Genomic DNA, 25,135 nt, shown 5'->3' with positions numbered 1-25,135 from the left:
AGATTGGCTCCTTTACATCATCATTTTTTTCGGATTCAGCCTCATGATATAGACTAGAGGAACAATCGTTGATAATAATACGACAATCAACCCAATTAAATAAAATAATGCAATATATGATGGTGTTAACGCTATTTCATATGACCTCATGACGTCATCTTCTGTGATACCGACGTCAGCGACTGGACTGCCATACATCATCATATTATCGTCTATCGAATTATTTTGCTGTGTCCTCATCAATGAATCAGAAAAACCTTTCGCTAATAGATTACCAGAAAAAACAGATAATGTCATGGCAACTAACGCAACTAACACCACTTCAACGACAATTTGACCCACAATCTTTTGGCGTTTTTCCCCCAATGACAAGTAAATGCCCAATTCATGTTTTCTATCTCTTAAGAAAAGAATCGTCACCAAGGTAATAATAAATATAGAGGCTAATACAGAAGCCATTAAAACGATTTTAGAAATTTTTGCCATTCCTTTAATTGGTCCAGCAATTGAATCAAATTGGTCAGCACTCGCTTCGATTTTATAATAATCCAACCCATTGTCTTTTAGTATTTGATCTCCTAACAATCGGAAATCTTCAATTTCCTCAGGTTTATTAAGAACATAGGTTGCCACAATATTTTTATAAGAAAATTCTTTTAATACTGTCTCTTTATCCATTACTTTTTCATTTTCATCTAAAAAATTATCTGGAAAATTATCGTATGTAAATTCTAGCATTTCAGCTTGTGTTTTTTCAATGTAATGATTTGGTAAATAAATAGTGTTTAATTTATCATATAAATCAATTGTTTGGTTCATTTGCTTTTCACTATCTTTTTGTGAATTACCAGTTGATTTTTTTGCTTCTACTTCTTTTACATCAAATAACCCAATAATTTCAACAGGATAATCTTTAGATTTTGTTTCAACGTCATTGCTATCATCAGAACCACCTTGATTATACTGTTCAATTGTGCGATCAAAAACAGCTTTATCTCCCACATGAAGATTATTCTCTTTAGCTACTTTACTTGATATAATAGCAACAGATGATCCTTTTTTTATGTCCTCTTCATTAAAATTTCTACCATCAACTAACCTTATTTTCTTTGATTGTTCATCAATCAACTCAGGTCTACTTGCCCCTTTAATATCAAAATAATATAAGCCATTGTAACTGCGACTGTAACTTCCATCAGATGGTTCAACATTTTTTATTTTCTTTGTTTGCATCATATCTATAATGGAGTAATCATAAAACTTTACTTGCTTTAATGCTCCTATTTCTTGATAGACTTTAGCTGTTGGTTCTTTCATGTCTAGCGTTTGACTAGATGAGTCATCTAGATCTTGCAACTTGTCTTGATTAAATGATACAGTCGCATTTGCACCTAATTGTGTTTTTATCTTCGTTTCAACACCCTTTGTTGCCTGCTGAATCGCAATAGCCCCTGCCATTAAATTACCTAAAATAAATATAACCAAAAATAATATCAATGACTTTCCTTTTCGTCTTTGGATGCTCAACAAGGCTCTCTTAAAAAAGGTCACTTTCTCACTCCCTTTACATTGATTGTCTTACCTCCCATTTTATCACCCTTTATTATAAAATTCATTAAATTTTCATAGTTTAATCCAGAAACATTCAATTTATTTTAATCATCATACTTTAGATTAAAAAATGACTATAAAAAAATACCCCAAAAATATTTAGGGTATTTTATATGTACTTATTTAAGGTTGACCTTCCATAATCTTCCAAGTAATTTCGCCAGTATAACTACCAGTATGAATATCACCTGAAGATCCTAACTCTAATTTAATCCCATCAGATTTTGGCTTATCTCCCCAACCATTACTAATGTCATAAATGCCTGCTTTGTTTTCTTTATCACTAAAAATAGCTTGGGAATTTTCAGATAACACAGTATCTTTTCCATTAGACACATAATGAATAACATCTTCTAATACTTTTCCATCGGTGGTTTGAAGTGGCGAGCTCATTTGGGCATACATAATCCATCCATCTGTCGCATTGGCTCGTGTGTCACTAACAACTAATGGTTTATCATAGGTTGGTTTTTCAACCCGATTAGGACGCGCAATGTAATTGACTGTTCCAAAATCTAAGACCGTTGGAACCGATTGAATCATCACAGTCCCTTCTACATAATACACAAGGGTCATTTCCGTATCTGTTACCTTGAAGGCAGTTTCTTGATCTGGACCACGACCAAGTAAGTACCCATTTGATTTAAGTAACTCTTGTTGGGTCTTGATATGTGTGTCTTTAGTTAAATCAAGTGTATCACCAACTAGCGCTTTAACTGTCGTGGTATAATCATCTAACACTTTTCCTGCTTCATTGATGAAACTGATGGTTAAAACAGCATCAATATCGGTTACTTTTACCGTCATAGTACCAGTGATATCATCACTAACTCCTTCACCGGCATCTTTTGCTGAAACAACTAAAGAAATAGTATAAGGGGTTGATTTGATCTGTTCAATATCAGCTAAACCACCCAAATCTTTAACAGAAACAACTTGACTTAAATCAATTTTTTTACCATTTAACAATTTATACGCAGATATATTTCCTTTAGATAAGATGTACTCGTTCATTTGTTTTTCAGACATATTACGTAAATCCTTAAATGAAATAGATAACTCATCTCCAGAAACATAAGTACTTGACTCAACCACAGAAAGGGTGGTATCAATCGTTGCTGTATTACCTGCTTCATCCGATACATCAACCTTGACTTTGTGGTCTCCTATTTCACTCATATACGCATCAATCGTTTCTTTTGGATTAGCTTCATTATATTGATAAGTATAGTGTGTATTATTAGGATTTGTATCTGAGACATTAGTCACTAACACACTTGGATCTGGTGTTTCCCCATGAACAGGTAAATAATAGTGAGCGCCTTCCGCTGTTGGCGGTGTCTTATCTTGAACCGTATTGATGACATAATCATCTTTGGCATTTAAGAACCCATAAGCCTTAATTTTATCCCCTGCGACTAATTTTGTCGTCTCTGGAACAGGAAATTCATAGGTCCCATCATTACCTGCAATAACATGATATTTTTTATCTTCTCCTTCTACTGGAGACGGAATGGTTGCGTTCGGTAATAAAATGTCCTTGCTTGGATCGTTTTCATCAACCACTTTATAAAAGGCCACACTTGAGCCATTGTTGATGACACCTTTAAAGACTTGACTACTTGATAATTTAGGATTATCACTGAGCTCATCAAGTCCTATGTGCACATCTGGGATATAATCAAATAATACACGTGACATATTTTGTGTATTGTAATTTTTGATAAAATCATCACGCATTTTATAAGTGAGACTGTTAGCAGTAATTTTACTAGGAGAACTACCGTTATAGCGAACATCTACCCCATACATTGGGCTCCAATCATACGATGGATCATCATCTGATTGACTCGCATCCTCTTTTGTCCAAGCTTTTACGGCTTGAATATCTGCTAAAAAGTCACCAGTGGCCATACCAATTAGAGAAGCATTAGCATTGCCGCGGACATCTAAATCAATTCGTCGAGCATTGGCAAATTTGAAATTCGCCCCTGAAGCAAAATCTAACATGGTTCTTGTACCAGAACCGTTTTTTATTTGGGAAGTAAAGAGACCACGTTCACCAATAATAAAGGTAGATTTATTAGCACCGTATATCACGGAATCCGTCGAGGTTCCTTCACCATCTGAAACAAATTTTACATTTCCTTCATCAGATACATTAAACAATGAATCGGCACCTAAGTTTAAGATGTTCCCTCTACCGCCATCTTTGTTAATTAACATACTACCTGATTCTGCTACGTTAATTTTTGAATTAACTCCCATTGATATTACAGGAGCTCCAGTAGTCATATTTCTAGCAGATACATTTAGTTTAGCATTTTCACCAACATTGATTTGAGAATTTTGTTTTAACATAAAACCAGCATATTCTTCTGTACCATTTTGCCTCTTAGCAATAGGTCCATTTATATTCACATTAAATTGACTATTTTTTGATAAATTAACACTCGTAATCCAATCTCTGGTATAGGAATTGTCATAATACCCCAATCTTACCGGTACCCTAGTCGTTCCTTCAGCCGTTTCTGCCACTAATGTTGAATTTTCACCAACATCTATCCGACCATTTCTATTAATATTAATCACAGAATATAAATTAGGATCTCTATTGGAAACATAATAGTCATTATTTTCACCGATATTCCCTAATGTTTTCAACGTCACTTTAGCATTTTTTCCAATAACCATAGATGGTTGAATACTTCTCACAGGTTCTTGATCAGAATACCAACTACCTAAAATAACAGCATCGCCATTATCAGTAGTAAATGTATTTTCTGAGCCATCAGAAAAGCGTAAGGTATGAGCTTCAATACCAGCTTGATTATCTTGAGATAAACGAACAAAACTTCCATCAAAAGAAGTATAGCTACCTGTTTTAGTATATACACTATTTTTCCCTTCAAACGTTATAGTAGCCTGAAAAGCTGCCGTTACTTGAGATCCAATATACGAAACATTACGATATGTAATCGATGTTCCATAATTTGTCGTATCAAACATAGAAACAGGCCCGTAATAATTAGTGCCATAAAAATCTAAATTGTCAAGTATCGCATGTGGTGTCACCAAAGCTCCGTTTAGTCTTTGACCTCTAAAATTTCTCCAAGCATAACTAGCAAATAAAAAATCAATAGAATAACCATTACCAAGTAACACAAAATCTTTTCTGGCATTAGCTAATGAAACATTACCTACATTACTTGTATTTTTTAAAGAATTTTGTACGTCAATAACAGTGACATCGCGATCCCTAATAGCTGTATCAAATTCGTTCCAAGTAGTTGGCTTAGCCACTTTCCCTGTGTAAATAATCACATCAGTAGACAATGCTTTGCCAGTACCTGAATACTCAGCTGGGACCGTTAACGTGACATGATGTTCTGCCAAATCATTAAAAGATGTAGAAAATAAATCACCTAAGTCTCCTACTTCGATCTTGTCTGTCACATCACCCATCAAACCATAACCAGTAGCGCCACTCTCGTATAAAATCATCTCTTTAGCCGCTTGTTCATCACCATTTAGCGCTTTGATCTCTTCCATACTTTTACCAAAATTATAAGCAACAATTCCGTTCCCTTGTTTATCTAAACTAAACTGCTTAAGATTTTGTAAACCTCCAAATTGTTTCTTATTCGATACTACTTGATTTTGTCTTAATGATGAAGATACGTTAACAGAACTTTCTGCCTCAACGAGTCTTCCACTTATCATAACTAAAAAAAACAATAGGAAAGAACATAACAACCAAACTTTTTTCCTCATTTTTTATCCTCCTTATATTACAAATAACCTCCACTTCTTTTTTAGATTATTAACTCCAAAATAACATTTAATAAACTTAACAATCAGTTATTATGCTTAAATGTTATACTTACATTGTAATAGGGATTTTAAGAAAAAACAATGATACTTATATGACATATCACCACAATTCAATTTTATAAAAAATAAAAACGTTTAGTTTAACGAAAAAGACCTAGAAGATATCTCACTTCTAGGTCTTTTTCCTACTAATTAAACAAATTAATTTTTATCTATTATCTTTTTATAATACGTTACTTACCTTTACGTTTTTTAGACGAATTCTTTAAAAACGTTTTGGAATTCATTTTTACCATTCTTTTAAAAATAAAAAAGACGATTAATATGACCATACTGATAAAAAATAATAATAAATAAAGAAGGGTATGGCTTTTTTTCTTATGACGAGAAGAAGTTGAATTACTATCTCCCAACAGTTTTACTAAACCTTTATCAACCTCAAAATCCTCATGCCATTTTTCTTCTATACCATCCTGATTTTTTACAGAAATACTCGCAGTATAGATGCCAGAATCAAGATAATTATCTAAAATTTCCACTGGAATAGTAATATTAGAATTAGGTGCCATCTTCATATTGGATTGTTTCTTTTCGTACAATGCAGTGGTATAACCTTTTTTACTTATCTTGATGTCAGCATCCATATGATATAAATAGGTTGCTGCTACATTAGAATAACTCACATAAAGTTTATTATCTAAATACTCTATCCCTTTAAAAATTAATTTTGGTTCTACTTGTACCTCAGTCTCTTTTAACACCATTGTATAGATATATACATATTCATTAAAAATGACTGAGCCTTCTTTTCTATTGTTTGACCGATCTTTTCTATTTTGATTTCTTTCCATAAATTGGATACCACCAGATACTACGCCATCAAACTGTTTTTTAGGCATCTTAATCGTTAATTCTATCGTTTTTTTTTCTTGAGGATTTAATTCTACACTCGATGGACCACTGACAATATGAGTGAAATCATTTTTCAAAGAATCGTCCTTTTTTATTTTAGAATCACCATATTCTACGACGCCGTTGGAATTTGTTTTAGCGGAATGCAATGAGATATCTATTGTTTTTTTTTCGGAACTAGTATTGGTTAAATCTATTAATACTTTTTGCTGTTCATTTGGTTTTAATAATAAGTAGTAGTAATCAATATCCTTATTTATTTGATTCTTAGGAAATCTAGGTTCTACACTAAAACCTAATGGTAATGAATCAGATGTTTGTCCTAGAGATGTTAAAGGAATAACAAAAAACAAAATACTTAAACTTAATAATAATGTTAATTTTTTCAATAGCTATACCCCCTTACACTCATTTTTTACCTATTATGGCTGACCGGCTACTAAAGCCCATCTAATCTTCCCTTCATACTCAGAAGGTTTTGGAGAGGAGTTGGCATTAATCTTAAGTTGTAAACCATATTTTTTATTTTTCTCCCAAACACTCGTAACATCGACTCTTTTCTGTTCTTTTGACTGATCCTTATAAATTTCGACTGGATCCATGCCTAACTCACTTTCAAGATTATCGTGTAAATAAGTTAACTTACTATCTAACAAGACACCATCACTATCTTTAAGTGGTTCAATTAATTGGGCTGTTAATGTCCATCCAGTATTAGATGACATATCTCTTGTATCCATTACCACTAAAGGATTGTCAACTTTAGGATTTTTAATGACCGTGTCTTTTGCTTCATAAACAAATGTCCCAAAATCAACCTCTTTCGGTGCAGATATTAGACCCAGATTACCAATAATTTTATTAGTTAATTCTTTAGCCTCTTTTTTAATCGTAAAGGAGTTACCATACATCAAATAATTAGATGACATCGTAGCGTTTGTTAAGATAGTATCGCCTGTTTTAGCATCTAGACTGACCGTTCCTAAATAGTTTACTACAATGTCTTCTGTATTTGGTACATCTGATGTTAAACTAATATCTATTTTAGATGTCTCACTATTATATTGACCATTCCCTACTATTTCACCACGTTTGTTCAATACTTCAATATCACGTATATTTTCTAATTTGGGATCAATCTCTATTTGAATAGCCGTATTTACATAAGTCGTGCTAGTTAATTCTGAATTATCTTCAACACCACTCTTGATCGATAGTTGATACGCGACATCATGATGTTGTGTCACATCAGTTATGTTCGAAGTCAATAGTAGAGAAAAATGATTTGGTGTATAAATAAAATCTATTTCTACAGGACTGTTACTTAATGAAATAGTCACTCCATTTCGTTGAGTTAATTCATCTTCTTTACTATTAACCTTAACTGATTTAATCAGATAACCTGGAAGCTCTCTAGATTCTATGTTGTAGTCTTTATTTATATCTAGTTGTTTTTCTTCTTGTTTATATAATAGTTTTCCATCACTATCTTTATAATTAATGGTCACTCTTTGCTGATTTAATTCATAAACAAAGTTAATCGTTAATTCTTTATTAGTTGTTGGGAATGTCCCTGTTTCCTTGTCATATTTACTATCAATCTCAAGAAAATGATAGTTATCTATTTCCTTATTTTCAGAAGAAAAATCGTATTCTAAGCCTTCTAAACCTTTTTTTACTACTGTATCGGCTATCTTCTCACCTTTTGTATCAACATAGTTTAAATTAACGGTTCTCTCATCTAATACTTTTACTGGTACATCAATAGCTAGTTCAACACCTGATTCTTTTCCTTGCAACACAAAAGCCACTTTTTGACCAGATGCTTTTGTCGTAAATGTTTTTTCTTCAACAGACTTAATCTTCAAATCATCCGTATCAAAAGCCCCTACCATATCTGAAAAGAATGTCTCAATAGGTTGATTCACCCAATCCGATGTGTTGGAATGTGTTGCAACCAATTGCTCTTTTGCTTTTGCCTCAATAATGGCTCTCGTTTTAGCAGAAGATGATTTAGACACACTATTATATTTTTGCGTTTCATAAAATACAGTAGCGGGAATATTGTAATAATTATCTTTATATAAAGACTTATAATCTTTTCTATCCTTTAGCTTTCCAGAAATTGCAAAGAAATAAGCATTATCAACAAAGTTATCATTTGACATAGTAGCATCACTTGCTGATATAATAATTTGATTATTTTTTGCGTCTTTCTCATAGGTAAAATACGAATCAGCATTTCTATCATCTTGGTTTGTAGCCGTTATGTCTATACTGTCAATATCTATTCCTTTATTTAACTGAATAAACATTTTATAATCTTTTGGATACCATGTATCCTTCTCCTGTTTTGGAACATCTTGTACGACTTTATAATTTACTTTTGGATAAGTCTCGTTTACTTCCCCTACAATTTGCGGAGTTGGTAACTCGACTTCTGTAACAGGAGAACTATCATATCTTAAATAACCCACACCTGTATTCTTAATAAATATACCTTGGTTTAACATACCTTTAGGTGCGTCAAAAAGGATGGAAAAAGTTTGTTGTTCATTCTCACCACCGCTTTCTCCCACAATTCTATATAGTGGTAAATAATCTTTGTCGTAAATTAACTCTGTATCAGCATTGGTATACATAGAATGGATAGAATTTGGATTTAAATCAACTGTTTTCCTGTAATTAACTCGTCTATAATTCCACATCCCTTGATAAGGAATTTTTTCCTCCGTACCATGCCTTAAAAATTCGTATCTTATTTTAGCCTGAGTATTAAATGGTCGAGTATTCATTCTCATAAAATCAATGCCGCCTCTCACAGTATATATTTGAATATGTCTGGTAGCACTAGGACCGGTAAGAGACTCCACGTTGATACGTAAATCTATATACTCTCCGTTATATATAGCGATATTATTTAATTGAACATAATGCTTTTGACCATCTTTCTCTTCTGTTTGATTATCTCTATCGTAAAAACGATAGCTTCCCCCACCGACATATGAATGAACATCATTAGAATTTGACCCAACAACATCATACGTCACATCTGGTCTGTACCGAAAAATAGTGGCGTACTCTCCAGGTATTCTGGGAGGATCATACCCATCTCCTACTAAATTCATACCGGGGAGTTGCGTAATACTTTCCCAATCTTCAGCATGAGTCACTAAAGGGACACTAAAAAAACACATACTCATTAAAAATATTATCTTAATCATCATTGTTTCAAACTTTTTCATTTATATAACTCCTCTCAAAGACACTGATGGTTGCGTTAAGAATTTTGTGTAAATGGAAAATCCATCAGAAAATTGTTCTGTTCTCTTTGTATATTTTTTAATTGCTTATTAAATTAGTTGAGTAGATGGTCTTTCTGATTGAGGAAGGAAGGTTATAAAGAGTTAATACAGCAAGATTCATGAAGAATTTGACAACTCGTGAATACTGTTTTTTCCATTTATTTGTTATAAAAGTTACTTGTTCAATTGCTTTCTCTTTTGAAACAGCTTGATAGACGGCTTTAAAAGCATCTTAGATTTCCTTTCTATCTTTCACTATCACCCTAATAATATTTAATACAATGAACCTATTGTAACAACAAAGCGCATATTTATCAAATACACGCATAATAAATTTGTTTGCTAATTATTTTTTTAATCTTTTTTGTTGAGAGTTAGTTAGTATAAAAAATGGACAGCCTTTACTTCTATCTTATTTTGATATATTCCTTTGATTTATGTTATAAAAAAAGACAAAGTATTGATAGGTATCAATACTTTATCTATGCTCTAAATATTATTAAGAATACTTCATGTATAAACATTTAAGATTGATCTTCCAAGTGATTTTGCTGGTATAACGACCAAACGTTTTTATTTATTTTCCTTTTATCAAAACAGCTTTATCTACTTTATAATACTTGAAGACATCCCCTTCATAATCTTTTGCTCCCTGAATGTCTTTTAAAAATTGATTCACTAATTCACTATTACCATAAAAATTTTTCGTTTGGGTGCTGGCATTCATCCCCAACTGTTTCACTGAATTGTAATATCGATTTAATACTAATTGTCCATCTACTGAATTTAGGGTGTTTGCCTTTTTGGTACCATAACTTGCCATTGAGGTTGATAATTGACGAATATTTTGTTCTAATTTCGTTTGATCATCTTTTTTATCTTTTAATAAATTTAATTGATCTTCAAAATCTCGAATCAAATAATAAGAAGTGACAATTGATTTAGAATCTTCTGGCGTTAAATTCATTGCTTGATAGTATCTAATATAAGCTGAACTTCCAAAAAATATCAGTGAAGAGACTAGAGATACAATAAATAAAATAAGAATAGACTGTTTTTTTCTGCTTAAGGCTATCTTTTGTCGCTTTTTATTTCTTTTTGCTTTTTTACCTTTAGGTTTACTCTTATCTAACGTTTTTAAATTTTTACGCAATGAGATTAAACGAAAAATAAAATAGCATAACCCTATCACAGATAAGCTTCCAATCGATAACGTCCCTATATAAATCCATTCCAAATATTCTACCATATCTTTATACCCCTATAACTCATCTATTTTTTACTGCGTCGCTTATTCTTTCCTTTTTTACTTTTAGATTTTTTATCTTTGTTATTTTTTCTACGTATCAACAACACAATGATTATAATTAATAATAACAGACCTAGTACAATAATTGCTACTAATTTCCAATTAAATCCTTTTTCTTGGACCAATCCTACGTCTCTATTATTAAATTTATCTGCTTCTTCACTAGTAATTTCAAATTCTTTCTTCCAATGCCACGTTTGATTTCTCTCACCAGACGTCACTAAAATGTCTGCTTCATAATTTCCAGGACTCATCGGTTCACCATTCATACTAACTGGGTAGTTGATAAACGAATTAGGTGCCATTCTCATCGCCGTTTGTTTTTTCTCATAAAGAACGGTTTCACTACCTTTTTTCATGATTTTAACTTCTGTCGTCATGTCATTAACATAAGACGGCATAATATTTGAAAAATTAACAAAAATCGCATTACGATAGTTAGACTGGCCAGCTCCTACCTTATTTAGTTTTAATTCAGGTGGTACATCTTTATCATTTTCTTGTAATACCACTCCTACAACATAGGCATACTTATTAACAATCTTGGTGCCACCTTCATTAGATTCTGTCCCTGTTTGATTTTCTTTTTGTATTTCCATTCCACCGGATATGACACCATCAAATGATTCATCAGGCATTTTCACAGTATATTCTACTGTTTTAGTAGCATCTGCTGCTAACTCAACTTTTTCTGGGCCTTTTAAAAGATCCTTTAAATCATATTTTAATGAGGCATCTTTTTCTAAAGTTGAAACACCATACTCAATAACCCCATTTTGGTTGGTTTTCGCACTGTTTATTTTTACAGAAACAGATATTTTTTCTTTACTTGGATTATTAAAAGTAATAGATAATTTTTGTTCCTGTCCAGGCTCCATGTTTAATTTAAAATAACCTAAACTTTTATCAGTTTGATTATCCGGATAATTGATTTTATAATTAAAACCGGTTGGTGATTCTGCCTTTGCAGCAGAGGCTTCATGCGACCATCCTATCATCATGCATAACATAACACTTAATATCATCACTAATTTTTGACTGACTCGTAATTGTCCCCTCATAACAAACCCCACATCTACCATTATTTTATTTGTTTCTAAAAACACATAAAGTCAAAGCCAGTTTCGACACTGACTTTGACAGATTTTCTTTATTTGTATTTTAACATAATAATATTACTCAGCAGCGACAATTTTCCATGTTACTTCAGCTTCATAATCGCCTTTAACCATATCAGTTGCTGTTGCAGCTGGGACAGTTAACTTAACAGATTTGTCATCTGTCGCTGCTTCTTCGCCTTGAGTTTTGTAGTCTTTACTTTGACCAAATTCCATAGTAAGACGACCTTTACCTTCTTTTTCGTCTTTATCAGCTGTTACCACTGTTTGTGCTCCACTTGATTCAGATAGTGTAAAACTTGTTTGAACGTTTGATGGTACTACTTTACTTGCAGCGGTAGCGTCATTATCTTGTGTTTGTGATGCTATGAGACCATTTGAAAAATCAATAAGTGAACCTTTTAACACATTTTCACCTGAAGTAAATTGTTTAGTTAATTCGGCTGTTACTGTGTATCCGTAAGTCCCTCCTGCACGAACGTCAGCCCATTGTACGTAAGCCCCACGCGTTTTGGCTTTTTCATTAAATGTTACTGGTGCTGCAAAAGCTTCCACATCGTTTGCTGATGTTTTGATTGTTCCAAAGTTTAAATCGGTTGTTCTTTCAATAACAAGAGTTCCTGTATCAGGGTTTTTATTTTCCTTTGGTGAATCCGGATCTGGATCTGGTAAATTTTCACCAGGATTTTCTGGATCGACTGTTTGTGTGTCTTCCCCACCTGCAGTACCTTCTTCCACTTTTACTGAGCCTTTAGATGTTAAAGATGTTGCCTCAGCTGATGCCAATAATGGAGCGCCTAAAGTTGATACTCCCAATACTGCCAATAAAGTTGTTGAATAAATTTTTCTTGCTTTCATGATATTTCTCCTCCTAAATTTATATATACATATACATATACATATATATGTTAAGGTAATTTACCTAACACCCATGTTAATTCTGTTTCATAAGAAACAGGTTGAATCGTTGTCGAATCAGGGACAGTCAACGTCACAGCAGAATTTCTCATCAATGGTTTTTTTGTTTTTTCATCAATAAGTTGATTATTATGGTCATCCACTGCTGGTGACAACGTTGGCGACTGATTCTTAGTGTTCTTGTCAGATGCCCCAAATGAGATAACCCATGTACCACGTGCTTCATTTGGTTTGGCTGATGCCACTTCATATGTTACTCCCATTTCGTTAATTGCAATCGTTTCTCTTGTAACGACAGGAGGTCGACTATCACTCATTGAATTGGCCCACCCTTTATCCAAAGACAATACCGCTCCCTTTAATTCTTCAGCAAGACGAGTATCTTTTGTGACACTAGTAAACTGACGATTTTGTTTTACCTGAAGTGTCCATCCAGCTGTAGAATCTTGGTGATTTGTGATTTGGATATAGTTAGCACGGGCATCTACATTTCCATTAAATGATTGCGCTAATGCAGCATATTTACGGTTTGTTTTAGTAATCTTATTAGCTCCAAAATTCAATGGAGAAATAAAATCAAATCTCAAGCTACCATTTGTTGAATAATTATTATCATCTGGATTACTTGGTGTTCCAGGATTACCTGGATTTTCAGGATCAATAGGATCTGTTTTATCCGATACTTCAACACTGACTGACCCATTATTGGATAAATCACTATCAGCACTTACCAAAGTTCCCCAAAATAAACTAATCAAACAAACACCCACTAAACAACTTAGTAATTTCTGTTTTTTATGAATCATAATAGTCGTCCTTTCTACGTTTTCGTAAAAAGAATAACATAACAACAACTATCACAATAGCAACACCAATCAGACCATAATTTTTTATAGCCTCACCAGTCTGAGGTAATATCCCTTTATTGGTTGTCTTATCAGTTTGAGTTGTGTTATTTTTTGAAGTATTTTTTTGAATGGACGAGCTAGATGTTTGTTCATCTTTGGTCGATTCACTATTATCTTCATAAAAAGATATTTCACTAGGTACAACCACCTGACCATTAGTGGAATCCCCTAATACCATATAGGGTTTAGTTAAAATACTCATTAGCACAACCAACAAACAGATTAAAAAATGATTCCTTTTTTTTGTCATCCTTTCATCTCCTTAAGGTTGTCCCTCCATAATTTTACAGGTGATTTCTTCGGCATATTGCCTAGTATAGGCACCACCTGAAGAGCCTAGTTATACTTTACTATAGCACATGACCCTTTTTATTACTAAAAATATAGCGAACAGCCGTATCATCCCTATTGCGATTTAGCAATAATTATGACTTAATAATGACCAATATCACACACTATAACTTTTCCAATTCTTTCATAGGGGAACGAATAACCTATTATTGAAAAGCTTTAAACTTCAATAACGTACATAATAAAACGACGTATAAATGTTATACTTTACACGTAGGAATTACAAAACAGTTTATGAATCATAAATAAATGACACTATATATCCATATTATGACTAAACTGATTCCTATTTCTAGCGTATATTAATATACGTTACTTTTCAATGCTGATACTTTCTTAATGTTGACTTGCCAACCGATTGACATGCTTATTCAAACCAAAATAGCATGAATACAAAGAAGTAACAAATGGTTTATCCTTCCTATGATAAGTTAATCGCTAGTTTATCACCCTTTCCTCCAATTAATCAATCTTTTTTAACATAAAAAAGCATTAAATAGAACCTAGAGTTGTTTTAAAAATTAAATGAACGGCTTCATGCCCATTATAGTTAATATATGTTGAAAAAACAAATTTTTTATGAATTTTATTAGAAATTATTCTATAAAAAGATGGTTATTTACAATAGATATTATTGAATTATATCTATTATCTAACATAATACACATGATATAAAACCCCTTACACAGCAGAAGAATAAGAAATAACCAGTCTCTAATTAGAGACTGGTTATTTCTTATTCTTCTGCTGTGTTGTCATCGCTATAAGTCATTAATACTTTACGTGGTTTACTTCCTTCAGACGCACCAACGACTCCCTGTTCTTCTAATTCATCAATGAGTCGAGCGGCACGGTTATAACCAATTCTAAAACGTCGTTGAAGAAGTGAGATACTCGCTGTTTGCATTTCAATGATAAGAGCCTTAGCTTCATCAAAATACTCATCCAAATCAGCAGTAGAACCGTTTGTTGCAGTATTTTCTGATGGCATCATATTCTCTTGATAATCTGCTTCTTGTTGATTGGTCACAAATGCTACAAGATGTTCAACTTCTTCATCTGATATAAAGGCCCCTTGTACACGAATGGGTTTATTTTCACCCACGGGAACAAACAACATATCTCCTCGACCAAGTAATTTTTCCGCCCCATTACTATCAATAATGGTTCGCGAATCAATCCCACTTGATACAGCAAAGGCAATTCGTGAAGGGACGTTTGCTTTAATAATTCCTGTAATAACATCCACACTTGGTCGTTGAGTAGCTAAAATCATATGAATACCAGCCGCTCTTGCCATCTGTGCTAATCGAATAATGGCATCTTCCACTTCATTACTTGCAACCATCATCAAGTCAGCCAACTCGTCAACGATAACGACGATATAAGGTAAACTTGATTTGTTTTCTCCAGTCGTTTGATTATGTTTTTTCACCATATCATTGTAGCCATTCATGTTTCGCACGCCAAAGCCCGCAAACAATTCATAGCGTCTTTCCATCTCTTCCACCACTTTTTGCAGTGCTTGAGCGGCTTTTCTAGGATTTGTCACAACAGGTGTCAACAAATGCGGCACACCATTATAGACATTTAATTCCACCATTTTCGGATCAATCATCATCATTTTAACTTGATGGGGTTTAGCCTTCATTAAAATACTCGAAATGACTGTATTAATACAAACCGATTTTCCACTACCAGTAGATCCTGCTATCAATAGATGGGGCATTTTCGTTAAATCTGCCGTCATCACTTCACCAGAAATACTTCGCCCTAACGGCACTTCAAGTAATAACTCATCATGATTGTTTTCTGACTCAACCACATCACGAAATGAGACCATACTGGTTGTTTGATTTGGTACTTCAATTCCAATCAATGATTTCCCAGGAATTGGCGCTTCCATCCGAATATCTTTCGCTGCTAAAGCTAAGGCTAAATCATCGGTCAATCCAACGACTTTACTGACTTTCACCCCAACAGCTGGTTGAATTTCAAACCGAGTCACAGAGGGCCCAAGACTTGCGCGCACCACTTTGGCATCCACACCAAAACTATCAAATGTTTGTTCCAATACCTTAACATTTTTTTCAACTAATTTGTATTCTGCACTTTGATCAGTGAGCGGAATATCATTTAATAATTCAACTGGTGGTAATTCATAATCTTCGTTTTCTTCACCTTCTGGTAAATCAAAAAAGAGTGGCTGTTCTTTTTCGGGTTCACCTGTTTTATTTTCTGTTGATCCCTTTTTAGGTCTTGCAACGGTTTGTTGTTGATCACGCTTTTTATAATGATCTTGATAACTATCAATTTCTAAGGTCAATTGTTCTTTCTCACCTGCCTCATCATCACTCATTAAGGGCGCTTGTTGTTTTTTTTCTTTGCTTTTTGTCTCTTTGGGTTTATTTTCTGAAACTTTTAACTGATTTTTCTTATTCAGTTTTTTTTTTTCCTCTCGCTCTTGCTTTTTTTCTTTTAGTGAATGAAAAAACTGACCACCAAAATCAACTACTTTATCAGCGACTTGAGACACACCGATATTAGAAACAAGTAGCACACCTGCGACCATCGCTAGAAAGGCAACCACATAAGAGCCTGCCTTAGACACTAAAAAGTACGTTACGGTATAAAGAAGGGCTCCAATCATCCCTCCTCCAACTGATTGCGTGACACTATTTGCTTTTATGTCAGAAGAAATTTTTTGCCATGTCATGGCTAGGATGTTTGTATCACGACTAATCGTTTTAAATAAGCCAATTTCAATAAATAGCAATAATCCTAGAAAAAAGACTAATAGACCTATTACCAAACTTTTTCGTTTAAATTTAGGGTCTTTTCCCATTAACATCAAAAGTGCTCCATAAATAATTAAATAAAGAGCCATTACTAGATGCAAGTTTCCCACAAAAAAGCGAAAGACGTTTGTCATCAACATCCCTAAAAATCCTAATCGTAATCCCCCTAAAATACCAAATAAGATAAAGGACACACCAATTAGGAAATAAGTTGTTCGCTCTTGTTGTGCTTTTTGCTTCTTAGTAGGCGCTCGTTTTGTTTTCTTTTTCGCCATAATCTCTCTCCTTTAAGTCATCAGTGATATTATACTATATTTGTTTTAGTTTTTCTTGTTCTTTTATTTTTTTAAGCAAACACTCGTACCTATTTCTTTTTCTCATAGATCCTTAATAAATTAATTGATACATCTTTTCTTAACTAGTTTAACTCACAATAAACTAGCTTTTATTGTCATAGCAACATCAAGTAACCCAGTGTTAACCTATGCTGTTTTCAAATTAAAACTCTATACAATATAATAAAAAATGAAAAAAATGTGAATTAATTTCAAAACAAGTGTTTATTTTCATCGTATTTTACAGTATATTATATTAATATTACAAAAAGGAGAGAACAATATGAAAAAGATTAGAAAGTTATCATTAATCCAAAAAATCTGTATCGGGATTGTCGTCGGGGCAATTTTAGGGATGTTGGTACCTTCCTGGACTTGGATTAAACTACTAGGTGATCTCTTTATCGGGGCTTTGAAGGCAATTGCCCCTTTATTAGTCTTTTTCCTCATTATCGATTCATTATCTAAACAACAAAAAGGCATTAAAACGCATATGCGAACCGTCATTATTTTATATTTGAGTGCGACTTTTATTGCTGCCTTAGTTGCGGTGTTTGCCTCAGACTTATTCCCAGTAAAATTGGTTTTACCTGATGTAGCTGTCGAACAACAAGCACCAGATGATTTATGGAACATTTTATCTGATATTATCATTGGAGCTGTCATGAACCCAGTTCAAGCCATTATCGAGGGTAACTACCTGTCTCTACTATTTTGGGGAGCAGTTATTGGTGTGGGTATGAGAAGTGCAGCAGACGTCACAAAAAATGTCCTGTCAGATATTTCTGATACCATTTCTAAAGTCATTCAAATTATTATTCAACTAGCTCCCATTGGGATTGTGGGTTTAGTCTTTAATTCTATTTCTGAGATCGGAATTAAAGGACTAGCCGAGTATGGTAAATTAATTTTATTATTAGTAGGTACTATGTTATTTGTGTCATTTATTGTGTACCCATTTATGGTCTTTTTACTACTCAAACAAAATCCTTACCCATTAACGATGTTTTGTATGAAAGAAAGTGGGATTCCTGCCTTCTTTACGCGTAGTTCAGTTGTTAATATTCCAATTAATATGGAATTATGTGAGAAACTAGGATTAGATAAAGAGTCATACTCTATTTCTATTCCACTAGGAGCAACTGCTAATAGTGGTGGTGCGGCGATTACGATTTCAATCATGACGTTAGCAACGGCTCATACAATGGGAATGGATATTCCATTTCTTCTTGCTTTTCTACTCTGTTTATTAGCAGCCATTTCATCAACTGGTGTCTCTGGTATTGCTGGAGGAAGTTTACTTCTTATCCCACTAGCATGTAGCTTGTTTAATATTTCAAATGATATTGCCATGCAAGTTGTTGGAATTGGATTTATCATTGGGGTTGTCCAAGACTCTGTTGAAACAGCCCTTAACTCAGCTGCTGATTTGTTGTTTGCAGCAACAGCGGAATTTTATGATAAGCAAAAATCTGGTCAGACAATTGATTTAAATGCACGTGTCAGAGAAGCTAGAAAATTACTTTAATAAAAAAACTCCCTCAAAAGTTGGGGGAGTTTTTTTATAATTTAAATTTAGGCGCTAAAAACAAATAGACAATAATAATCTGCCTTTAACAAGGCGAATGATGCTACAATGCACACTAAGGAAAGTTTAATAACTTTTTTAAAGTATCCCAAATGGATGATACAAAAGTTGCACCATTTTTAACTGATCGAACTGAAAAAGTAATCTATGATGTTCATGACAAAGCTGTGTATATTTTAGACTGGTCTGAAAATGGTTTTATCACTACATTTAAACGCCTGTAGCCTTCCAATGATTGGAAGGTTTATTTTTTTGTTGTCATCACTCTTTATCTTTTCTTAAACTTGTTTATAAATTCTTCTTATCATTTTATGTTTCATTTAAGGTTTAGCTTGTATGATTAAGACAGGTCAAAGAGAGAGTCATTCAACACGTTGAATGTTTATTAGAGCAATAGAAACTCATTTATTTCTAGCTCTTGCTTATATGTGGGTGAACGTGGTGTTTTCACTCTAAGAGTCTAAACGTGTGTTTGTTCTCTATTTACCGAGGTGTAGGTTCGAATCCTACCGTCCACTTAGTCCCATCAGTTATTTGAAAGGATGATTTTTATGAAGAAAAAAACTGTTATCATTGCCACTATCGCGACTGCTATCCTTGCTTTTAAAAAGCATCAACAAAAAACACTTAATAAACAGACTGGCTTTTATAGTTAGTCTGTTTTTTTAACTCATTTGAAAGGCCAGTATTTTTTGCTTAATATCAACCATCTCTTCTTCACTTGCCGGGGTTTCTTTTATCGATTGATTGAACCAATCAGGCAATGTTTCTGTTTTTGATGTGGTTGTCTTACCTTTTTTACTTTCAACAACAAGTCGCTCAAATGTTTCTCTTAACTTTTTAGGATGCCTGATATGACGAGACCAAAAATCATTGGTTGTTAACCAGTTAATCATGTGAGCTATGTCCTCTATTCTCACGCCATCTTGCCTGTTTAACAAGTACATCTCACTTGCCCAAACATTTAAGTTAACTTTGCTCATCTCTTTTGGAAAATCTTTTGATAGATTTATGTGTAACATTTTTGCTAGTCTCATATGCTCTTTCGTATACGGATGCTTTTTATTCATTGTTTTATTCTTTTTAGTATTCACTGTCTTATTCTCTTTAAACTTTTCTTCAATAGGGGCAATCACATTCGTTGGTGAGGTGAACTCATTTTGTTTCATAGGCTCTTCAACAATTTTTATATGCCTCTTGTCTATTTCTTTACTGTCTTTTTTATAATGCAACTCCACTGTCACAAAGTCTTGCTCTTTCAATTGGTTAATCCATTTTGAAATAGACGTTTTACTCACATCATATAGTCTGGCAAAATAATCATTGCTTGCCCAGCAATACCCTTGTTGATGACATAAAGCAGAAATGTCTCCATATAACAGTTTGGCATTAGCACTGATCGTTTTAGCGTATCTCACATGAGCTGGAATAATCGCAAAATAAGTTGGTTGTGTTGTCATCGTCTCATCCTCCATCTTTTTCTCTACACTTATATAAACGTTTGAAAAATGGATTCTGTCACTCATATTTTTAACTTGCTAAGATTTACTTATGACTAGTTTTATCTTACGATGAACTAAATCACAAAAAGGAGGCATGTTTTATGCAACGTGGACTTGATCCGATTTTCAATGAAGACACAAGTATACTGATTTTAGGCAGTGCACCAAGTGAGATGTCATTAAAGAAACAACAATATTATGGTAACAATGGGAATCAGTTTTGGAAAATAATGTTTGCTTTTTTTTAATGTCCCCTTTGAAACAGACTATGACAAAAGAGTAGCGTTACTATTAAATCATCATATCGGCTTGTGGGATGTGTATCATTTATTTGAGCGCAGAGGGAGTTTAGATACGTCTATCAAAACAGCGGAATTAAATGATTTTAGTGAAATTTTAGATACAGCGAATATTCAATTAATTATCACGAATGGTAAAAAAGCCTATGAGGAAGTGTTAGAAAATCAGTTATTTCCGGATATAACCATCATGCCTTGTATTTCAACGAGTGGCGCTGCGAATGGGTATATGAAAAAAAGAAGACAACAGTGGTATGAGGCGTTGGAGATGGTGAGATAAAGAATAAAAAATTCTTTACTTAACCATATTTTTTAACCATAGAAAATAAAGTCATTTTATGATAAGATAATTCAGCAATTGTTCAAACTTGCACAATTTATTTTGAGAGGGTTTTTTTATTTGAAAAATGTACTTGACTACCAACCATTAAATCTTTATACCAACTACAAAGAGGCGGCCGAAAAAACGCCGACGATTCCGATTATTTTTGATGAAACACTACCAGCTTTTGCCTCACTTAGCTTAGAAACAACATATAAAGACAGCCATAACAAAATATTAAAAAGAGCATATCAGTTAGCCCATTTAGGTGTTAAAAAAGGCGATAAAATCATCCTATATAAAAGTCCTAAGTTTGATACGTATTTACTTGCTGTCGCAGCCTCCTTCCTTGGTGCGATACCTGTCATGGTGTCTTATCATTTACCACCTGAAACCATTAGCGTGTTTGTTGAGCGTTTGGAAGATCCTTTTATTTTATTTGATGACGTGACGAAAGAAAACGTCCAATCTGTTCAAAATAGTTCAAGCGAGAAAAAAATTTCATTAGAGACATTATTAAACGCCTCAGCACAGCCTGTATCACAAGAAGAGCTGGGCAAAGACGACATAGCATACATGACTCACACGTCTGGCACAACAGGTATCCCAAAACTGATTTGTCATTCTTATCACTCAATGGGATGGCGAACTAAATGGCAACGAGAAATATTTACTCATATTTCTAAAAAAGAATTGGTTGCATTTCACATCTCACCTGTGCACTCTCGTTTTAATATTGGGGTTTCTTCATTGATGAGTATGGGATTTCCTATGATGCCGTTAGCAAGTGCAACACCTCAGCAAGTGGAAGACATGCTAACAACACACCAACCTATTGCATTGGAAACTCATCCAAATAATTTCGTCCAATGGGCAAGACTGGCAAAAGAAAAACCTCATGTGTTTTCTAGCATTAAGTTTTATCATTCGACATTTGATGCAATAAACAATGCCACTATGCTAGCCTTTTTAAACGCATCAAAAGAAAATGACCCTATCTTTTTACAAGTTTATGGTCAAAGTGAATGCGGTCCAATGATTTTACGTTCGCACACCATTAATTCACTAAAAGACTCTGATGCTCGTGATATGGGCGTTGGACTTGAAGGATTAACAAAAGCCAGAATTACCGATGAAAATGGCACACTGCTACCTGTCATGACAGATGGACACATTCAATTTTTATCAAAAGGCCGTGCATTAACTTATTATAAAGAAGACGCTCGTTTTGAAGAAAATGTTTATGGTAAATGGTGGGATAGTGGCGATTACGGCATGATGGACGAGCGTGGTCACTTATACTTAAAAGATCGCCAAGTCGATTTGATTGAAAACATTGATAGCACTCTTGCACTGGAAGATTATTTATTAGATGCCTTGGATTTCTTGGAAGAAGTCGTGATTGTGCGTGGAAAAGATAACTCTCCTCAACCTGTTTTAGCTGTTGTGCCTGGAAAAGAAATGGATTGGGACGCGTGGTGGCTGCAAGTAGCTGACCTCCCTCATTTAAATGAACCTATCATCAAAACATTTGACGAGATACCTCATACTGCCACAATGAAAGTTCAGAGATTATTGTTGGAGAGATGGTTGAAGGAAGGATAGAAAAAAACGTTAGAGATGTGAAAACATGTCTAATGTTTTTTATTTTTGATAATTTTCTAGCTATAGTCATTTCCCTCCTACTTGATGTGATATAATCATACAATCATATCTTTAGTAATATAGGAGGAGTTAACTATCGCTATTTTAGATATTTTTAAAATCAAAAAAATAAAACAAGAAAACGAACGATTAATAGATGAAAATAAAAAAATGCAAAAGAGATTAGATAATCGTTCAGAAGAATTAAGTCGCATCAAAAAGAAACAACTTTCCATTGAATCTATGTCGATTATAGAAAAGCAAACGATGATTGAAGATTTAACCATTGAAGTGAACAAACTTGATGACGCGGTATTAAAAGTAAAACGCACCGAAGTAGAATTAAATAATAAATTATTGCAGTTGGGTGCTGAAATTATGGACAAAAAGAACGAATTAAATACGTTGAATAATACAATTGACGCGCAAAATTGGGGATTGTATGAACCACAATATAATTTTGCTTCATCACTTTTGTATAAAGACAAACTAACTGAAGTTCGAGCAACACAAAAACAAATGATTAAAGATAAGACTGCTGTCAATTTTTTTGATGGATGGACAGTTAATGGAAGTGCTGCTGAAGGTAAAAAAATGACGAATAACAATATTAAACAAATTCTGCGTTCGTTCAATAATGAGTGTGAAACCATCATTATGAAAGTAAAATACAACAACTTAGATGCTTCTAAAAAAAGAATGGAAACGTCCTACCAACAGCTTAATAAAATGAATGAAAATAACCAATTGTCTATATCACCAGCCTATCTAGAAATCAAAAAACAAGAAATGTATCTAGCATATGAATACGAACGAAAGAAACAAGAAGAAAAAGAAGAATTAAAACTACAGCGTGAAAAAGAACGTGAAGAAAAAGCGTTACAAAAAGAGATTAACGCAAAAATGAAGATAATAGATAAAGACTTAACCCACTACAATAATATGATTTCAGATTTAGAATCAAAAATGAAAAAGAACGATGATCAAGCAGAAATTGACGCTTTAAAACAACAAATTGCTGAATTACAGAAACAAATTGAAAACAAAGAAGAAGAAAAAAATGAGTTAGATTATAGAAATGCACATGCTTATGCTGGTTACGTTTATATTATTAGTAACATCGGAGCTTTTGGTGAAGATGTCTTTAAAATTGGGGTAACTAGACGATTGGAGCCACTAGAGCGAATCAACGAATTAAGTAGTGCATCAGTCCCTTTCAAATTTGATGTTCATGCCCTTATATTTAGTTATGATGCCTTCAAACTTGAAGCCGAACTTCATGACTATTTCCATGATTATCGTATTAATAAAGTAAATAATCGAAAAGAATTTTTTAGATGCTCTATTGATTTAATTGAGCAAAAATTAAAAGAATACGAAACTTTAACAATTGATTTCACGAGATATCCTGAAGCAGAGGAATATATGCAGTCGAGGGATTCAATACAAGATAACCATTCTTATTAATAATGTACGTTTTTTACCCTTTTGAGTATTTATATGATAAAGTAATACATGTGTTGTGTATTTTTCAAGTACTCTCGTTGATCAAAATAAAGTCTTTGGTACTGATGTAATAGACAAAGGAACTTCTGCTGGTGGATATACTGTTGTTGGTACAGTTATTATTAGAACATCAGATGAAATGACTGCAACTAACCAAAAAGAATTAGAAAATGAAATTATTAATAAATTAACAACCGTGAATTAAAATAAACAGCAAAACATCAGTTAATAGTGTTTTGCTGTTTGAATTATTAGACTTAAAAAATATACATGTTACCAACTTATCTCTTTAACCTTAAGATTGTTCAAATAGCTTTTCACTTCAGTACTAATTCTTTCATGACAGTCTCTTAAGATGTTGATACTTTTCAAAATACTCTTTTGACATTCAACTATATCAATTCTTTCAATTGATTTTTCATTCATCATAATCTCCTCTATTAATTTTTTAGAAGTCTTATCAACACTAACACTAATCTCTAATAATTCATCTTTAATATTTACTATAAAAAATGGTGAGTATCTTATCTGAATTCTTCTAACATTTATAGAAGCTATATTTAGATTATTCATAGAACTATCTAATTTTTTGGTAATGATTAAACTTGATATTGATTCATAAGGTTTATTTAAATAGACTAATAATCCATACATTTCTTCCAAACTTCTATCCAAATTAGCTAGAGATTCGAATAATTCCAGATAGATTTCAAATTCCTTTTCATATTAGTGATTTTGAATAGCTTTTCCCAATAAAGTTAAGACGATGACCGTTTAACAGTTCCTGAATATTATTTTCTCGTAACTTTTCTTAAAGTTCATATAAATTAAATTCACACTCTTTAGTAAAAAATTCTGGTAGCTTTTCTTGTAAA

At 33.2% G+C, this 25,135-nt stretch carries 19 protein-coding genes and 1 pseudogene; 7 read left to right on the top strand and 13 right to left on the bottom strand.

The genetic code is table 11. From position 1 onward, the window contains the following. Positions 1 to 12: 12 nt before the first annotated feature. The 11 genes and pseudogenes from MN187_RS04520 to MN187_RS04470 all read right to left on the bottom strand — a co-directional run bounded on the left by MN187_RS04520 (position 13) and on the right by MN187_RS04470 (position 17,339). Positions 13 to 1,551, bottom strand: a complete 1,539-nt coding sequence (locus tag MN187_RS04520; protein ID WP_241698957.1) for an ABC transporter permease — start codon at positions 1,549 to 1,551, stop codon at positions 13 to 15. A 183-nt stretch (positions 1,552 to 1,734) separates the two neighbouring features. Continuing rightward, on the bottom strand, positions 1,735 to 5,385 hold the full coding sequence (locus MN187_RS04515; protein WP_242094484.1) for a pectate lyase-like adhesive domain-containing protein: 3,651 nt from the start codon (positions 5,383 to 5,385) through the stop codon (positions 1,735 to 1,737). Between the two features lie 293 nt (positions 5,386 to 5,678). Then, positions 5,679 to 6,746, bottom strand: coding sequence for a DUF916 domain-containing protein (locus MN187_RS04510; RefSeq protein ID WP_242094482.1), 1,068 nt, complete (start codon positions 6,744 to 6,746; stop codon positions 5,679 to 5,681). Between the two features lie 33 nt (positions 6,747 to 6,779). Further along, positions 6,780 to 9,602: a MucBP domain-containing protein gene (locus tag MN187_RS04505; protein ID WP_242094480.1), complete on the bottom strand. Its 2,823-nt coding sequence runs from the start codon at positions 9,600 to 9,602 to the stop codon at positions 6,780 to 6,782. A gap of 97 nt (positions 9,603 to 9,699) precedes the next feature. Further along, positions 9,700 to 9,879, bottom strand: a pseudogene (locus MN187_RS04500) (transposase); the annotation flags it as partial. A 360-nt stretch (positions 9,880 to 10,239) separates the two neighbouring features. After that, entirely contained in the window at positions 10,240 to 10,911 is a 672-nt protein-coding gene (locus MN187_RS04495) for a hypothetical protein (RefSeq protein ID WP_241698953.1), read from the bottom strand. Between the two features lie 23 nt (positions 10,912 to 10,934). Beyond that, entirely contained in the window at positions 10,935 to 12,032 is a 1,098-nt protein-coding gene (locus tag MN187_RS04490; protein WP_242094478.1) for a WxLIP family cell surface protein, read from the bottom strand. Positions 12,033 to 12,146: 114 nt separating this feature from the next. After that, on the bottom strand, positions 12,147 to 12,947 hold the full coding sequence (locus MN187_RS04485; RefSeq protein WP_242094476.1) for a WxL domain-containing protein: 801 nt from the start codon (positions 12,945 to 12,947) through the stop codon (positions 12,147 to 12,149). Positions 12,948 to 12,997: 50 nt separating this feature from the next. Further along, positions 12,998 to 13,813: a WxL domain-containing protein gene (locus MN187_RS04480; RefSeq protein ID WP_242094474.1), complete on the bottom strand. Its 816-nt coding sequence runs from the start codon at positions 13,811 to 13,813 to the stop codon at positions 12,998 to 13,000. Further along, a complete protein-coding gene (locus tag MN187_RS04475) occupies positions 13,803 to 14,165 on the bottom strand; it encodes an EF2685/EF0750 family sortase-dependent surface protein (RefSeq protein ID WP_242094472.1) in 363 nt (120 codons plus the stop codon). The genes MN187_RS04480 and MN187_RS04475 overlap by 11 nt, the downstream gene beginning before the upstream one ends. A gap of 837 nt (positions 14,166 to 15,002) precedes the next feature. Next, positions 15,003 to 17,339, bottom strand: a complete 2,337-nt coding sequence (locus MN187_RS04470; protein ID WP_241698948.1) for a DNA translocase FtsK — start codon at positions 17,337 to 17,339, stop codon at positions 15,003 to 15,005. A 343-nt stretch (positions 17,340 to 17,682) separates the two neighbouring features. Here MN187_RS04470 and sstT point away from each other — a divergent pair, with 343 nt between their 5' ends. Together sstT and MN187_RS10535 are read left to right on the top strand one after the other, a co-directional pair. Continuing rightward, positions 17,683 to 18,927, top strand: coding sequence for a serine/threonine transporter SstT (gene sstT / locus MN187_RS04465; RefSeq protein ID WP_242094470.1), 1,245 nt, complete (start codon positions 17,683 to 17,685; stop codon positions 18,925 to 18,927). A gap of 152 nt (positions 18,928 to 19,079) precedes the next feature. Further along, a complete protein-coding gene (locus MN187_RS10535; protein WP_256463838.1) occupies positions 19,080 to 19,211 on the top strand; it encodes a hypothetical protein in 132 nt (43 codons plus the stop codon). Positions 19,212 to 19,652: 441 nt separating this feature from the next. On the opposite strand, the gene MN187_RS04460 is transcribed toward MN187_RS10535, so the two are convergent. Continuing rightward, positions 19,653 to 20,447 (bottom strand): helix-turn-helix domain-containing protein, encoded by a 795-nt coding sequence (locus MN187_RS04460; RefSeq protein ID WP_242094468.1) that lies wholly within the window; start codon positions 20,445 to 20,447, stop codon positions 19,653 to 19,655. Between the two features lie 143 nt (positions 20,448 to 20,590). Between MN187_RS04460 and MN187_RS04455 the strand changes: the two genes are divergently transcribed. The 5 genes from MN187_RS04455 (at position 20,591) to MN187_RS04435 (ending at position 24,465) form a co-directional block, all read left to right on the top strand. Next, on the top strand, positions 20,591 to 20,737 hold the full coding sequence (locus tag MN187_RS04455) for a uracil-DNA glycosylase family protein (RefSeq protein WP_242094466.1): 147 nt from the start codon (positions 20,591 to 20,593) through the stop codon (positions 20,735 to 20,737). Continuing rightward, entirely contained in the window at positions 20,724 to 21,068 is a 345-nt protein-coding gene (locus tag MN187_RS04450; protein ID WP_242094464.1) for a uracil-DNA glycosylase family protein, read from the top strand. The genes MN187_RS04455 and MN187_RS04450 overlap by 14 nt, the downstream gene beginning before the upstream one ends. Positions 21,069 to 21,188: 120 nt before the next feature. After that, positions 21,189 to 22,715: a class I adenylate-forming enzyme family protein gene (locus MN187_RS04445; RefSeq protein ID WP_242094462.1), complete on the top strand. Its 1,527-nt coding sequence runs from the start codon at positions 21,189 to 21,191 to the stop codon at positions 22,713 to 22,715. A gap of 210 nt (positions 22,716 to 22,925) precedes the next feature. Beyond that, a complete protein-coding gene (locus MN187_RS04440) occupies positions 22,926 to 24,221 on the top strand; it encodes an SNIPE associated domain-containing protein (RefSeq protein ID WP_242094460.1) in 1,296 nt (431 codons plus the stop codon). Between the two features lie 55 nt (positions 24,222 to 24,276). After that, entirely contained in the window at positions 24,277 to 24,465 is a 189-nt protein-coding gene (locus MN187_RS04435) for a hypothetical protein (RefSeq protein ID WP_117972224.1), read from the top strand. A 68-nt stretch (positions 24,466 to 24,533) separates the two neighbouring features. On the opposite strand, the gene MN187_RS04430 is transcribed toward MN187_RS04435, so the two are convergent. Continuing rightward, the gene (locus MN187_RS04430) at positions 24,534 to 24,914 is read right to left on the bottom strand and encodes a hypothetical protein (RefSeq protein ID WP_242094458.1); all 381 of its coding nucleotides are present in this window, start codon (positions 24,912 to 24,914) and stop codon (positions 24,534 to 24,536) included. Between the last annotated feature and the right edge of the window lie 221 nt (positions 24,915 to 25,135).

The sequence above is a fragment of the Vagococcus sp. CY52-2 genome, assembly GCF_022655055.1.
Taxonomy (GTDB): domain Bacteria; phylum Bacillota; class Bacilli; order Lactobacillales; family Vagococcaceae; genus Vagococcus.
The sequence above is the reverse complement of the archived record's forward strand: the minus strand, read 5'-3'. Positions and strand labels throughout refer to the sequence as shown.

Bases quoted from the DNA above. Each gene is read 5' to 3' on its own strand.
- MN187_RS04515 (WP_242094484.1), bottom strand. From the start codon at position 5,385: ATGAGGAAAAAAGTTTGGTTGTTATGTTCTTTCCTATTGTTTTTTTTA.
- MN187_RS04505 (WP_242094480.1), bottom strand. From the start codon at position 9,602: ATGAAAAAGTTTGAAACAATGATGATTAAGATAATATTTTTAATGAGT.
- MN187_RS04495 (WP_241698953.1), bottom strand. From the start codon at position 10,911: ATGGTAGAATATTTGGAATGGATTTATATAGGGACGTTATCGATTGGA.
- MN187_RS04490 (WP_242094478.1), bottom strand. From the start codon at position 12,032: ATGAGGGGACAATTACGAGTCAGTCAAAAATTAGTGATGATATTAAGT.
- MN187_RS04485 (WP_242094476.1), bottom strand. From the start codon at position 12,947: ATGAAAGCAAGAAAAATTTATTCAACAACTTTATTGGCAGTATTGGGA.
- MN187_RS04480 (WP_242094474.1), bottom strand. From the start codon at position 13,813: ATGATTCATAAAAAACAGAAATTACTAAGTTGTTTAGTGGGTGTTTGT.
- MN187_RS04475 (WP_242094472.1), bottom strand. From the start codon at position 14,165: ATGACAAAAAAAAGGAATCATTTTTTAATCTGTTTGTTGGTTGTGCTA.
- MN187_RS04470 (WP_241698948.1), bottom strand. From the start codon at position 17,339: ATGGCGAAAAAGAAAACAAAACGAGCGCCTACTAAGAAGCAAAAAGCA.
- sstT (WP_242094470.1), top strand. From the start codon at position 17,683: ATGAAAAAGATTAGAAAGTTATCATTAATCCAAAAAATCTGTATCGGG.
- MN187_RS10535 (WP_256463838.1), top strand. From the start codon at position 19,080: ATGGATGATACAAAAGTTGCACCATTTTTAACTGATCGAACTGAAAAA.
- MN187_RS04460 (WP_242094468.1), bottom strand. From the start codon at position 20,447: ATGACAACACAACCAACTTATTTTGCGATTATTCCAGCTCATGTGAGA.
- MN187_RS04455 (WP_242094466.1), top strand. From the start codon at position 20,591: ATGCAACGTGGACTTGATCCGATTTTCAATGAAGACACAAGTATACTG.
- MN187_RS04440 (WP_242094460.1), top strand. From the start codon at position 22,926: ATGCAAAAGAGATTAGATAATCGTTCAGAAGAATTAAGTCGCATCAAA.
- MN187_RS04430 (WP_242094458.1), bottom strand. From the start codon at position 24,914: ATGTATGGATTATTAGTCTATTTAAATAAACCTTATGAATCAATATCA.